Annotated in this window: 16 protein-coding genes; 12 read left to right on the forward strand and 4 right to left on the reverse strand. The window is 52.9% G+C overall.

Going from position 1 to position 13039, the window contains the following annotated elements; translation table 11 throughout:
- Both ACN0YD_RS01855 and ACN0YD_RS01860 read left to right on the forward strand, forming a co-directional pair.
- On the forward strand, positions 1 to 1167 hold the full coding sequence (locus ACN0YD_RS01855; protein WP_417316938.1) for an isovaleryl-CoA dehydrogenase: 1167 nt from the start codon (positions 1 to 3) through the stop codon (positions 1165 to 1167).
- Positions 1168 to 1566: 399 nt separating this feature from the next.
- Positions 1567 to 1911 carry an ArsR/SmtB family transcription factor gene (locus ACN0YD_RS01860; protein WP_417316939.1) on the forward strand — a complete coding sequence of 115 codons (345 nt, stop codon included), beginning with the start codon at positions 1567 to 1569 and terminating at the stop codon, positions 1909 to 1911.
- A 97-nt stretch (positions 1912 to 2008) separates the two neighbouring features.
- On the opposite strand, the gene ACN0YD_RS01865 is transcribed toward ACN0YD_RS01860, so the two are convergent.
- On the reverse strand, positions 2009 to 3058 hold the full coding sequence (locus ACN0YD_RS01865) for an AI-2E family transporter (protein ID WP_417316940.1): 1050 nt from the start codon (positions 3056 to 3058) through the stop codon (positions 2009 to 2011).
- A gap of 194 nt (positions 3059 to 3252) precedes the next feature.
- On the opposite strand from ACN0YD_RS01865, the gene ACN0YD_RS01870 reads away from it, so the two are divergent.
- The 6 genes from ACN0YD_RS01870 to ACN0YD_RS01895 all read left to right on the forward strand — a co-directional run bounded on the left by ACN0YD_RS01870 (position 3253) and on the right by ACN0YD_RS01895 (position 7215).
- Entirely contained in the window at positions 3253 to 3900 is a 648-nt protein-coding gene (locus tag ACN0YD_RS01870) for a hypothetical protein (RefSeq protein WP_417316941.1), read from the forward strand.
- On the forward strand, positions 3897 to 4382 hold the full coding sequence (locus ACN0YD_RS01875) for a D-Ala-D-Ala carboxypeptidase family metallohydrolase (RefSeq protein ID WP_417316942.1): 486 nt from the start codon (positions 3897 to 3899) through the stop codon (positions 4380 to 4382). Before ACN0YD_RS01870 ends, ACN0YD_RS01875 begins: the two co-directional genes overlap by 4 nt.
- Positions 4351 to 4764, forward strand: coding sequence for a 3TM-type holin (locus tag ACN0YD_RS01880; protein WP_417316943.1), 414 nt, complete (start codon positions 4351 to 4353; stop codon positions 4762 to 4764). The genes ACN0YD_RS01875 and ACN0YD_RS01880 overlap by 32 nt, the downstream gene beginning before the upstream one ends.
- Positions 4765 to 4853: 89 nt before the next feature.
- Positions 4854 to 5549, forward strand: a complete 696-nt coding sequence (locus ACN0YD_RS01885; protein ID WP_417316944.1) for a hypothetical protein — start codon at positions 4854 to 4856, stop codon at positions 5547 to 5549.
- 135 nt (positions 5550 to 5684) lie between these two features.
- Positions 5685 to 6251: a LemA family protein gene (locus ACN0YD_RS01890; RefSeq protein ID WP_417316945.1), complete on the forward strand. Its 567-nt coding sequence runs from the start codon at positions 5685 to 5687 to the stop codon at positions 6249 to 6251.
- A gap of 10 nt (positions 6252 to 6261) precedes the next feature.
- Entirely contained in the window at positions 6262 to 7215 is a 954-nt protein-coding gene (locus ACN0YD_RS01895; protein ID WP_417316946.1) for a DUF3137 domain-containing protein, read from the forward strand.
- Between the two features lie 47 nt (positions 7216 to 7262).
- Here ACN0YD_RS01895 and ACN0YD_RS01900 read toward each other — a convergent pair whose 3' ends face one another.
- Positions 7263 to 7670 (reverse strand): MAPEG family protein, encoded by a 408-nt coding sequence (locus ACN0YD_RS01900; protein ID WP_417316947.1) that lies wholly within the window; start codon positions 7668 to 7670, stop codon positions 7263 to 7265.
- 128 nt (positions 7671 to 7798) lie between these two features.
- Here ACN0YD_RS01900 and ACN0YD_RS01905 point away from each other — a divergent pair, with 128 nt between their 5' ends.
- The 4 genes from ACN0YD_RS01905 to ACN0YD_RS01920 all read left to right on the forward strand — a co-directional run bounded on the left by ACN0YD_RS01905 (position 7799) and on the right by ACN0YD_RS01920 (position 10652).
- Entirely contained in the window at positions 7799 to 8905 is a 1107-nt protein-coding gene (locus tag ACN0YD_RS01905; protein WP_417316948.1) for a DUF2891 domain-containing protein, read from the forward strand.
- 112 nt (positions 8906 to 9017) lie between these two features.
- Positions 9018 to 9545: a helix-hairpin-helix domain-containing protein gene (locus ACN0YD_RS01910; RefSeq protein ID WP_417316949.1), complete on the forward strand. Its 528-nt coding sequence runs from the start codon at positions 9018 to 9020 to the stop codon at positions 9543 to 9545.
- 105 nt (positions 9546 to 9650) lie between these two features.
- Complete coding sequence (locus tag ACN0YD_RS01915; RefSeq protein ID WP_417316950.1) at positions 9651 to 10097, forward strand: NUDIX domain-containing protein; 447 nt, start codon at positions 9651 to 9653, stop codon at positions 10095 to 10097.
- Positions 10098 to 10142: 45 nt separating this feature from the next.
- Positions 10143 to 10652 carry a CYTH domain-containing protein gene (locus ACN0YD_RS01920; RefSeq protein ID WP_417316951.1) on the forward strand — a complete coding sequence of 170 codons (510 nt, stop codon included), beginning with the start codon at positions 10143 to 10145 and terminating at the stop codon, positions 10650 to 10652.
- Between the two features lie 4 nt (positions 10653 to 10656).
- Here the strand turns inward: ACN0YD_RS01920 and ACN0YD_RS01925 are convergent, their stop codons facing one another.
- Together ACN0YD_RS01925 and ACN0YD_RS01930 are read right to left on the reverse strand one after the other, a co-directional pair.
- A complete protein-coding gene (locus tag ACN0YD_RS01925) occupies positions 10657 to 11400 on the reverse strand; it encodes a ParA family protein (RefSeq protein WP_417316952.1) in 744 nt (247 codons plus the stop codon).
- Positions 11397 to 12995, reverse strand: a complete 1599-nt coding sequence (locus tag ACN0YD_RS01930) for a CHAD domain-containing protein (RefSeq protein WP_417316953.1) — start codon at positions 12993 to 12995, stop codon at positions 11397 to 11399. Before ACN0YD_RS01930 ends, ACN0YD_RS01925 begins: the two co-directional genes overlap by 4 nt.
- Between the last annotated feature and the right edge of the window lie 44 nt (positions 12996 to 13039).

The raw sequence follows: 13039 nt of genomic DNA on the forward strand, positions 1-13039 counted from the left end.
ATGGCTTCTTATCCTTCTCTGAATTTTAATCTTGGTGAAGATATTGACATGCTGCGGGACACAGTGAAGTCCTTCGCAGACAAAGAGCTTGCCCCGCGGGCGGCGGAAATCGATGAAAAGAACGAGTTCCCCGCGGATATGTGGGGAAAGATGGGTGATCTCGGCCTGCTCGGCGTGACCGTGGATGAGGCATATGGCGGGGTCAATATGGGCTACTTGGCCCATACCGTGATTATGGAGGAAATCTCCCGCGCGTCTGCAAGCGTGGGGCTGAGCTACGGCGCTCATTCCAACCTCTGTGTGAACCAGATCAAACGCAATGGTACCGAGGAACAGAAGCATAAATATCTACCCAAGCTGATCAGCGGTGAACATGTCGGCGCCTTGGCCATGAGCGAGCCGGGTGCAGGTTCTGACGTGGTCAGTATGAAGCTGCGCGCCGAAAAGAAGGGCGACCACTATGTGCTCAACGGCAACAAGATGTGGATCACCAATGGCCCTGATGCGGATACGCTTGTGGTCTATGCCAAGACCGATATGTCTGCCGGTCCCCGCGGCATTACCGCCTTCCTGGTCGAGAAAGGCATGAAAGGCTTTTCTACGGCCCAGAAGCTGGACAAGCTCGGCATGCGCGGCTCCAACACCTGCGAACTGGTGTTTGAAGATTGCGAGGTGCCTGAGGAAAATATTCTGGGGCAGGAAAATTCCGGTGTGCGTGTTCTGATGTCCGGTCTCGACTATGAACGGGTTGTGCTTTCTGGCGGTCCGCTGGGCATCATGCAGGCCTGTCTGGATGTGGTGCTGCCTTACGTTCACGAACGCAAGCAGTTCGATACCCCGATCGGCGAGTTTCAGCTCATGCAGGGCAAGCTTGCCGATATGTATACTGAGCTCAATGCCAGCCGGGCCTATGTCTATGCGGTGGCTGCTGCCTGCGACAGGGGGGAGACCACCCGCAAGGATGCGGCCGGTTGTATTCTCTATTCTGCGGAGAAAGCGACCCAGATGGCTTTGCAGGCAATCCAGGCCCTGGGCGGCAATGGTTATATCAATGAATTCCCGACTGGACGTCTGTTGAGAGATGCCAAGCTCTATGAGATCGGTGCCGGCACCAGCGAAATCCGCCGCATGCTGATTGGCCGGGAGCTCTTTGCCGAAACAGGGTAAATATATATCTTCTCTTCATGGTTGTGATTCGCAGGCCCCGGATATTAACGTCCGGGGCCTGTTTCGTTAATATCGTCTTTTTTTCCGAATTTCAGGCCGAAATAATAACGGCACAAAACTTTCTTGTTTAATAAATAGGAAATGGCATAGAATATTGGGAACATTGGTGTATTAGTTGAAAGAATTTGTTGCGAACGGCTTTTAATTAAGTAAATTTTAAGAAAATTTTACCGAATAGTCTAAAATTATTAACAAGTTAGTTATAATTTTAAAATTAATATGAAAAATAGTGTTTCACGTTTAAAGAGAATTAGGATATATTAAATAAAAAACGTGTACACACCACTAATTAACACAATAAATTACTTGGCAGAAAACTAGTGTAATAGGTAAGGGATCATGAATAGCAATAAGGATGTGATTGACGTCGAAAAGCTTCAAAGCAAGGCGTTTCAGGCAGCTGATTTTCTCAAAACTCTGGCAAATTCCAACCGGCTTGTAATCCTCAGCCGTCTTCTGGACGAGGAAATGTGTGTCGGTGATCTGGAAAAGAACCTGGATATTTCCCAGTCAGCTCTTTCCCAGCATCTGAGCCGCATGCGGGCGGAAGGTCTTGTGACCACCCGCCGGGAAAGTCAGCAGATTTTCTATCGTATCAAGGATGAGCGGGTAGGTCATATGCTGCGCGTCACCTATGAGCTTTTTTGTCGGGATACTTCAGACCAGGTTGCTGTCGCGGTCTGATATCTGACAATCTTTTTGATTAAGTTGCCGGGAATGGTCGGGGGGCCGTTGCCGGCAATTTAATTTTTGCCTAGTCTGTTTTATTTTGCTTTGTCCGTCAGTCGTCCCGGCGGATGGTTTTTATATTGCCGTCCTGGGACAAAAGTATCGCCACCGGCCGCGTGCTTTCGAACTGGGCGAAGATTATCATCAGGATGACCGTGAAGGGAACGCTCAGGAACATACCGGTGATGCCCCAGATGCTGCCCCACAGCGCCAGGGACAACATGACCACAAGCGGGCTCAGGTTCAGTGAATTGCCCATCAGTTTCGGTTCCAGCACATTGCCGATGCTGAACTGGATGGTGGACAGAGTGGTGATGACAATGGCAAAGGGGGTCAGGGTGTCAAATTGAATCAGGCTGAGCAGGGCCGGGAAGATCACCGCCAGCAGCGATCCTACGGTGGGGATAAAGTTCAGCAGGAAAATAATGAAGGCCCAGAATTCTGCAAAATCCACACCGACCATATAAAGCACTGCATAACAGGCCAGGCCGGTCAACACGCTGGTGAAGGTCTTGATGGCTACATATTTCTCAACATCCTCCTGCACATGCGCCAGAATATCCCTGACGGTCCTGTCATAGGATGAATGACGCAAAAGCGCCTCCAGCTTCAGCGGGAAAAATTTCTGTTCCAAAATCAAAAACAAGAGATAGATCAGGATCAGGCTGGCGTTACCGGCCAGGGTTACCATGGTTGAGGCGATGTTGGTAATGAAGGGGGCAAGGCTGATCTGGCCCAGAAATTGTTTTAGATTAACCTGTTCATCGGTGCCCAGAAGATCCGACAACCGATGAGTAAGCTTGGCAAAATTCTCCTGATAGCCGGGGGCGGCGGCCCTTACATCTGTGATGTTGGAGTTGATCATATCGTACAGCAGCGCCAGCGCCAGAAGCATGGTGAGCAGGGAAAGACTGAAGCTCAGCCAGGACGGCATGCCCTTTCCGCCGACTTTGACCTTCTGGAAATAGTCGGACAGGGTGTGAATCAGATACCAGATCACTACGGCGATGACAAAGGGCACCAAAAGATCGCGGCCGATGACCATGATCATCACGATGAGGCATATGAGTCCAAGCCCCCCGGCATAGGATAATATGCGCATTTATGGCCTCCATTCTGCTGACATGTGCCGCTGTCCGTGACAGCGCTCAGGAAACCGGAATTGTTGAACCAACCGTCCGGAAGGTCAAGATTTTAATGTTTTTTCCTCGATGTTCTTGTTTTGTTCCTATTTATACCTATAATAGTCTTATTAAAAATGATTCTCTCATGAGATGTGTCGCCAAAGGAGGTCAAATGGAACATCAGTCGCCTATCCCATCCATGCAACCCATGCCTGGTATGGAATATAAGTCCCGGACCGCCAGCCCCGCCGGACCCGTGTCGTCATTCCGTCAGGCGCGGCGCACCCGACGCCGGAAGCGTGCCGAAAAGCTCCTGACCGCCGCCCTGGAGCCAAAGGGGCCGCGTATCAGGGTCATCCCGCCGGAAGCCGGTAGTGTGGGACCGACGGTGCAGACGGCCCGCAAGCTGACGCCGGACCCGCTGAAATCTTATGAAGAACGGGGTATTCTCGGCTCCCGGCAGCTCTGGGCCGCCCATTCCATTCGCCAGGCCTACCGACTTATTACTGAAGGTACCGGTCCCCGGGTGACCAGCTTTACCGAAGTGATGGTGCAGAACAGCCGGCGCTCGAACCTTGGGGAAAGTGAACGTGAGGTCCTGCTAAAGGATCGTTACACCGACTGGGTCGACAGAATGACGGAGGAGAAGCTGATGGTCGGTCCCGTCCTTGATCTGGTGGTGGAGGAGGCCTCTTTGGCCGGGATTGACAGGAAATGGCGACGCCGCAAGGGCTGGGCCAAAGGTCACCTTCAACAGTCTCTGGATCTCTACATAAAGGTGGTGCAGCCAAAAAGGACTGGCGGAGGGCCGGATCAATGAAGCTGTCTGAGCATTTTTCTCTGGCGGAGCTTTGTCACAGCCAGACCGCCCTGAGGCACGGGCTTGAGAACAGCCCGGGAGAAAGGGAGTTGAGATGCCTTCGCCACCTGGCGGAAGATTTTCTGGAACCGCTGCGCCGCCTTGTCGGCCGTCCCTTCAGTCCGACCAGCGGCTATCGTTGTCCGCCGCTGAACCGGTTGATCGGATCTTCCGACACCTCCCAGCATGTGCGGGGTGAGGCGGTGGATCTGAAAATTCCAGGTTTTGACCTCCGTGAACTTGCTTCCCTGATCCGGCGGGAGCTGACCTTCGATCAGTTGATCCTGGAATATCACAGGGTCGCCGAACCGGACAGCGGCTGGCTGCATTGTTCACTGGTGGACCCGGCCTCGGGCCGCAAAAACCGGGGGCAGGCGCTGATTTTTGACGGCACCACATACAGGGAGATGGATGATGTCCTTACTGTCCAGGCTGATCGGTAGTCCGGCGGTGGATGCGGTCTCTGCAGTGGGCAATGTGTTCGACAGGCTCTTCACCAGCGATGAGGAAAAGGCCCAGGCGGCGGCAGTGATGGAAAAAATCCGCCAGCAACCGCAAATCCTGCAGGCGGAAATCAACCGCATCGAGGCGGCGCACCGTTCTGTATTCGTGGCCGGCTGGCGTCCCTTTATCGGCTGGGTCTGTGGGGTCGGTTTTCTCTGGGCCTTTCTGCTGCACCCCTTGTTTGAATGGCTGGTGGTTCTGCAGGGGCTAGATATTACAGCGCCCCTCATTGTCACCGACAACATGATGGAGTTGGTCCTTGCCCTGTTGGGCCTTGGGGCGCTGAGGAGTGCGGAAAAAATATCCGGGCGCAGCAAATGATATCGGGGCAAATTAGCGCCTTCTAACCCCTTGCTTTTGTCCGGGTGATCGGGGACACTGGGAACGACAATATTCAAGGGGAATTTTTGATGAAGAAAGTTGCGATCGGACTGATTGTTATTCTGTTGATTGTTCTGGGTGTTCTCTTTTATTTCGGATCCCAGGCCAGCAGTATTATTCATAAAGCTGTGGTTGAATATGGGCCGGATGTGACCGGGACCAGCGTCGGGTTGGACGGTGTTAATGTGTCCTTCCTGGGCGGTACCGCCGGGATCAACGGACTTGTGGTTGGCAATCCGGAAGGATTCAAATCGGCACATGCCTTCAAGGTGGGCTCGGTCGATATCTCCATGGATGTGAAATCGGTAACCTCCGATGTCATCCACATCAGGGAAGTGCGCATTGACGGCGCCGACCTGATTTACGAGATCGGTACCAAAGGCAACAATATCGGCAAATTGCAGGATAACGTGCAGAAATATATGTCCAGGTTCGGCGAAAGCGACAGTGAAAGCACCAAAAAATTTGTCATTGACGATATTTATGTGACGGGTACCAGGGTACAGCTGGCGACCGACCTGCTTGGCGGCAAGAGCACGGGCCTGACCCTGCCGGACATTCATCTTGAGGATATCGGCAACGACGGCGACGGTGCCAGTGGTGCCGAAGTCATGGACAAGGTGCTGGGCGCAGTCAACAGCGGGCTCAGCAAGATTGTCACCAAGGACATGATGAACAAGGCCCTGAAAGATGTGGGCAGCAAGCTCAAGGGCCTGATCAAATAAGGCTGATATAGCCAAACTGAGAACTATTGAGGGCGGTGCGGATCCGGGCGTGGATTCCGGGCCGCCCTTTCCACTTGCATGACAGTGTGATTTACCCAACAATGAATGATCACAAATTGCAGAACGGGGAATGTCATGCTTTATCTGGCCATTTTAGTTGTTTTTATTATTGCCATAATCTACTGGCTTTATGCTGCACTGATTAAAAAGCGCAACCGGGCGCTGGAAGCCTTGTCCGGTATCGATGTACAGCTGAAAAAACGTCATGACCTGCTGCCCAATATCCTGACCATCGCCAAGAAATTCATGGAGCATGAAAAGGAGCTCCTGACCCGGGTGACGGAACTGCGCAATCTGGCGGGTCGTGACTATAATCCGGCCAACCCGGAGGAGGTCGGCAAACACCTGGAAGCGGGAAAAGGGTTTCAGTCCGCCATGATGCAGCTTTTTGCGGTGGCGGAAAATTATCCGGACCTCAAGTCTCACCAGAATATGATCCAGGCCCAGCAGGCTTACGAAGAAGTGGAAGGCCATATCTCTGCCGCCCGCAGATTTTACAACAGCAGCGTCACCGACCTCAATGATGCGGTGCAGATTTTTCCGTCCAGCGTCATTGCCTCCCACCTGAATATCCGTTCCATGCCCTATTTTGAAATGGACGAGGCAGAGAAAAAACCGGTGAACGCGGCAGAGTTCCTCTAGGGGACGATCAATGGATTTCGGTGCATCGCTGAAAGGGCTTGAGGGGTTCGAGGCCTTCTTTGAAACGGAACTGCTTCCCGGTCTCCAGGAGATAGAAGCCGAACGTCCCCGGGCCATGAATATCTTCACTGCGGCGGTCATTCTGGCAATAACGGTGTTTGCCGCTGCTGGATATTTCATATTTATCCGCCATATGGCGGAACCCCAGGTCATGATCTTTGCGGGGATGGCCTGTGTCGGGATCGGCGCTCTGGGACTCAAGCCCCTGTCCAACCTGCAGAAAAAGGCCAAGGGGCGGATCATGGCTGCCCTGTGCCGTTATCTGGGACTGGAATACCAGATGAAGCCCGGAAATCAGCCGGTCGGCACCTTCAAGCATCTGCATCTTATTCCCGGCCATAACAAGCGCAAGACTGAAGACCGGATATTCGGTGTGGTCAGGGGTGTCGATTTCAACCTGTTCGAGGCCATGCTAATCCGGGAAAGCCGGGACAGCAAGGGCCGCAAGAGCAGCCGGACGGTTTTTCGCGGCCTCCTGTCACATTTTGATTTTCACAAGAATTTTTCCGGCACCACCATCATCCGCAAGGACAAATCAGCTATTGGAAATTTCTTTGACGGCGCCTTCAGTGAGGGGGAACGGGTCAGGCTGGAGGATCCGGAATTCGAGCGGCTGTTCGAGGTCTATGCCACCGATCAGGTAGAGGCCCGTTATCTGCTTACCCCGACCTTTATGGAGCGCATCAAGCAGCTCTCTGCCCTTGTGGGGACAGAAAACCTGCAACTGGCTTTCGACAAGGGCAATCTCTATCTGTCGATCCGCAAATCGGAGAATAGTTTCGAGGGTGGGTCCATGTTTTCAAACTTCGCCGACCCTGAACGCATTCACAAAAGCGCCCGGGAGCTGGCCCTGATCTATGATGTGGTGGAAGTGCTCAGGCTGGAGCTCGAGACCCGCGTCTAGCTTCTTTTCTGAAGGCGGGGTTCTCTTTAACACTGAGCAATCTAGTATCAGAGATTCATCAGCAAAAGCCTGATCCACATGGCCAGCACTACGGCAAGGCCTGTCCCGAACACACAGAGCCGGTGGTAGACATTGTTATAGGTGCTGTGGATGAAGGCCTGCAACAGCCTGAGCCCCAGGAACCCCCAGGCCATATAGGCAAAGATGTTATCTTCCTGTCCCTTGACCAGAATGGCCAGGCAGACCGCATAGAACAACACCGGCACTTCATAGAGGTTTGACCAGTGGCGGGTTGGTTTCTTCACATATTCCGGCGGTTCGGCCCCGTCCAGGGTTTTGTAATAATAGGACGGAACATCGCCCAGCCGCACCGATTTGAACCGTCCGATTACCAGGATCGGTGAATAGAGGACGGTGAAAATGGCCATCAAAGCCATGGGATAAAAAACCGACATTATTCTTCCCCTTCTTTTCTGTACGCTTTACAGGGTATCAGAGTTTTTTATCATATGTTATGCATTTATAAACCTGCGGCCATACAGCAATGGATAAGGAGAAGGCCGGGATATTCAGGGAGCGTTCCATGTTTTTTATAAGGGTTCTGGTCTTTATCGGGTTTGCCGTTCCGGCCCAGGCGCAGATCGAGGCGCCGGTGTTTGATGCTGTACAGGCGGAGAAATTTGCAGCTCTGGCCCTGAAGTGCATTCACAAGGAATATCCCAACAAGATTTCACATAGCATGAAGGATGATACTGCCGTGGCCCCGCCCCGGGAGCTGCATCCGGTGTTTTACGGCTGTTTCGACTGGCATTCGGCGGTGCACGGGCACTGGATGCTTGTGCGATTGCTGAGTGTGGGACCGGATGACGCGTACAAAAGGCGTATTCTGCCGGCCCTGGCCCGCAGCTTTACCCCCGGCAGGGTCGCGGGGGAGGTGGCCTATTTCCGGGCGCGCATGGGCAGTTCCTTTGAACGGCCCTACGGTCTGGCCTGGTTCCTGCAACTGATGACCGAACTCAGACAGTGGGATGATCCGCTGGGATATCAATGGGCCAGTACGCTCCAGCCGCTTGAGGCGGTGGTGGTGGAAAATATCAAGATCTGGTTGCCCAAACTGGTCTATCCGGTGCGTATCGGTACCCATAACCAGACCGCTTTCGCTTTCGGTCTGATGCTGGACTGGGCGCGGGAGGCGGGGGACCAGGAACTTGAGCAGATGATTGTCACCCGGTCCCTGGAATTCCATGCAAAGGATGTGAAATGCCCGTTGGCCTATGAGCCCTCCGGCGAGGATTTTCTTTCTCCCTGCCTGATGGAAGCGGATCTCATGCGCCGGGTTCTGCCGCCGAAGAAATATGCAAAATGGTTCCGCAAGTTCATGCCGCAGGTGCCAAGAAACGGCAGCTGGAAATGGCTTGTCCCGGGCATTGTTGGCGATCTTGCAGACGGAAAGCTGGCCCATCTTGACGGGCTTAACCTGTCCAGGGCCTGGAATATGGAAAATATTGCTGCGGCGCTGCCGGAGCGGGAACGCCGGCGGGCTTCCCTGCTCAATGCGGCCCAGGTGCACCGGATTGTCGGTCTGCAGGCGGTGACCGGCGAACATTATGCAGGCGGTCACTGGCTCGCCAGTTTCGCTACTTATCTGATGACGGGGCGGGGGCTGGACGCCCCTCCCGGATCGTGGTAAAATTCACAAATATGTAACAAAAACTACATACTTATGTCATTTACCCGCAGGGTGGATGGGCATACAATGCCTACCAGAAAATAACGTATCTACATAATAGCGGAGGAAGTGCATGGCATACTTATTGTCTGATGTGAATGGAATCGGTCCGACCACCCAGAAGCTTCTGGAGGCGCATGGCATTAAAACAGTTGCAGCGTTGAGCAAGATGACACCCGAAAAACTCTCTGAAATACAGGGCTTTTCGGTGCTTCGGGCATCCCGGGTGATTGAGGCGGCTATTCTTCTGACTTCTTCTGCGCCTACTGTCGCGCCGACGGCCCAAAAACCTGCGGCTCAAAAAACCGCTGCCCAGAAACCCGCTGCCCAGAAACCTGCCGCCAAGAAAACTGCGTCAAAGAAACCGGCAACAAAGAAGGCTTCTGCCAAGAAAACCGATAAGAAAGCAGACAAAAAGAAAGCGGTAAAGAAAAAGGACGCCAAAAAGGACAAGGCCAAAAAAGCTGAAGCAAAGAAAAAGTCCGCCGATAAAAAGAAAAAAGACACAAAGAAAAAGGCCGACAAGAAAAAGCCCGTGAAAAAAGCGGACAAGAAAAAAACTGCCGCCAAATCCAAGAGCAAGTCCAAAAAGAAAAAATAAACAATTCGTTAACCAAGGAGTGATATAGTTAATTTCCGAAGGGGGAAGCTGGACAATACCATATCTGGTGTTTTATGTTACTAAGCTATACCAGATGTAACAGTCATGAACTTTGGAAAAACTATGGGCGCAAAGCCGACAGCCAGGGACGTTTTCAGAAAAGCCGACGGTCTTCCGATTTCGGTAAAGGCTATCATTACGCTTGAAGACAAGGTCCTGCTGCTCCAGGAACATGACGAGGAATGGGAGCTTCCGGGCGGGAAACTGGACAAGGGTGAAGCCCTTGAAGATACCCTGCACCGCGAGGTGTACGAGGAAACCGGCCTCAAGATCAAATCGGCAAATCTGGTTGATCTTTGTGTCCGTTCCCGGGACCGGGGCCGCACTGATATCTGTGTGGCCACCTATTACTGCAAGGTAAAATTTTCTTCCCTGAAGGATGTCACAATCTCCGAAGAGCACATCTGTGCAGGGCTGTTCAGAAAAAAACAGTTGGAACGGCTCTATATGCTTGATATCTATCGTGCGGTTGCTGGAAAAATCCTGTCCTGATCCGGCGTTATTGTCCATCTGTTATCTGTTACCAGAGTATTTTTTATGTCCGATAATTCTTCGAACGTTGAAATCGAACGGAAATTTCTTGTTTCCGGGCGTCCCGACGGTGAACTTGTCAAGCGTCAGTCTATTCGTCAGGGGTATATCGCCCGCGAAGGCGGCAATACGGTGCGCATTCGCCAGAAAAACGATAAATTCATTCTGAGCATAAAAGCGAAAAAAGGGCGTAATGAACGCTATGAACTGGAGTATGAGGTTAACGAGACCGACGCTACGCTTCTGTTCAGCCTGTGCAACGGCCCCCTGATCGAGAAAACCAGGGAGGTCCATAGCTATCGTGGCCATCTCTGGGAGGTGGATATCTTCCACGGCGTCAATGACGGCCTGGTGATCGCCGAGGTGGAGCTGGACCGGGCTGACGAGGCGGTTGTAAAGCCGGACTGGATCGGCCGTGAGGTCAGCCAGGATGCCCGCTTTTTCAATGCCTATCTGTTCAGTCATCCCTTTATCGGCTGGGGGCTGACCTATGACGAACTTCTCGGCGGAAAATAGCCGCTCAGAGCAGCTGCAGGCGGAACTTCAGGTCTTCCCATAACGAGTTATACATCAGGGCTGGCGGGCTTGACGGCGCGAAGGCGTGCACCGGTGCCCGCTTTATGCCCATCTGCTCCACAATGCTTGAATAGGGAATATAGCTGTTGAGAAATTCCGGATATTCGTCGGATGCATGATCGATAATGTCCCGATGCAGTTTTTTGCGCCGGTCTACCATGGAAAAGAAGGGCCAGACCCGGGAATTGTCGTATCCCTTTTCTTCCCGGAAGTTCATCAGCTGTTCATAGGTCCTGAGTGACAGGCTGGTGGGGATAATCGGCACCAGCAAGCCATCGGCAATGGAAAAGATATGTTCCGACAGGGCCGAGATGCTGGGCGGGCAGTCCAGCACCAGAAGATCATATTCATTGGTTACCGGCTTGAAGATCTTGAACAGGGTGGTCAGTTTCTTTTCCATCAGTTCGATATCCAGCAGGCGATAGGAAAAGTCCGCTGGCAGAATGTCCAGATTGTCATAGTCGGTTCCCTTGATCAGCCGGTCAAGGTCGTGCTTTTTGTCCACCAGTCCCCGGGTGCCGCCTTTAATTCTCGGTTTGACCCGGAAGTAGTAGGTGGATGACGCCTGCGGGTCCAGATCCCAGAACAGCACCTTGAAGCCCTCGCGGGCGGCAAGATAGGCAATATTGACGGCAGTAGCGGTTTTGCCTACACCGCCCTTGATGTTAAAGACGCCAAGTGTTTTCATGACGGGCTTTTTCCTTTGGAGGACTTGGGGGAGGATTTTTTTCGTGATTTCCGGTTTTCCGGACCGAAGAGCTGTTTGAAGGCCAGTTCGGCTTCGGGGGAATCAAATGCCTTGAAGCGTGCGGAAAAATCCCTGCGGGCTGTCGCCTGTCCCTCAAGCAGGTGTGAGGCAAGGATACCCATGGCCATAAAGGTCTGGGCGTCGCCAAGGTTGTTCTCCTGCATTTCCTCGGAAAATCCGGCGATACTCTGGGCCTGTACTTCATAATCCTGGAAGTCTCCCAGATTTTCCTGTAGCAGCTTCAGGCCGGAAATCAGTTTCTTGATTTCAGCGGCGGGATAAAGGCTCTGGAAAAATTCCATAAGATAGCGCAGTTTTTTGCCGGTCTTGCGCAATTCATGCAGGTCCTCGGCCGGGCTTTCATCGGTGATGGCCTTGCCTTCCTGAACAATGCGCCGGAAGGTTTTCCAGATGCGCTGACTGGCAAGCTCGCTGATCGGCTGGCCGGCGTTTTTCCCTTTGCCCTTGTCGTCACTGTCGAGAAATGCCTGATAGCCGCCGAGCAGGTCTTTGTATTTCACGGTGCCCAGGGCGCGGGCCAGCTTTTTCTGCTCTGTAACCTGCTTCCGGGTCAGGAATTTTTTCAAATCCCCGAGGGAGTTCCGGTATTCCTCCGGTAGCAAGGCGCGGTAATCCTCAAATTTCAGCAAATAGACATCCAGGTCGCGGGTGGGGCCGGTAATCTGGCCGAGCCAGGCAAAGGCATCTTTCCATTTGTTTGTTTCTGCTTCGCCGTAGACTTCCTTGATCTGGCTGAGGGCGGACCGGGTCCGGCGGACGGCGACCCTGTAATCGTGCAGGAATTCGGAATCCAGGTCGGCGATGGTGCCTGCTTCATTCTCTTGCATGGTGGCAAACAGGGTTTTCAGGATTTTTGTAGTTGTTTTGGCGGCGGCGGCTTCCCCGGCAAGTTTGATGTTGAGCTTGGAGCTATAGACCCCCGGTGTGACGCCGAAGCGTTCAAGTGTTTCGTGAATATAGGGCGTTTTCCGGCGTCTGAATCCCATCTGCTCTAGCTTGCGGGCAATTTTTGTACATTCTTTTTCATAGCCCCTGACAGGCAGTAGTTGCAGCGACCATTCAGTCTCAGTGCCTGCGTTGCCTTTCGGACAGCTGATATCGTTCCTGTCCAGACAAAGTGTGGCGGTCTTTTTCTGCTCCCGGTCCAGGGCATGAAACTCGAGCCGGTGTGTTTTCAGCCGGAGCACTGACAGAAGCCGGCGCATGCTGGTGATTTTTTCCAGGCGCTTCTGGATAGGACTGGCCGGGAAATCGGCGGCAAAGACGGGCGAGGCCCTGTGCAGGGTCACGCTGCCCTGCAGGCTGTCATCCATCAGGTGCCGCCAGAGGAAACGGTTCTCCTGACCATGCTGTTCCCGGATCAGATATCCCTGGGCATTGAACAGCCGCCAGTCAAAGGTATCCAGGAATTCCTGGTGCAGTGATATTTCCCCGACCAGGGAAAGCCCGTTTGTCTTTTCCAGCATGCTGCGGATGGCGGCCAGGTCAAATTTTTCCGGTCCGTAAAAATACATGACACCCCTTATCTGCTGTGCACGATAGCTTTTTTGTGTGGCGA

Source organism: Emcibacter sp. (genome assembly GCF_048269205.1).
Taxonomy (GTDB): Bacteria; Pseudomonadota; Alphaproteobacteria; order Sphingomonadales; family Emcibacteraceae; genus Emcibacter.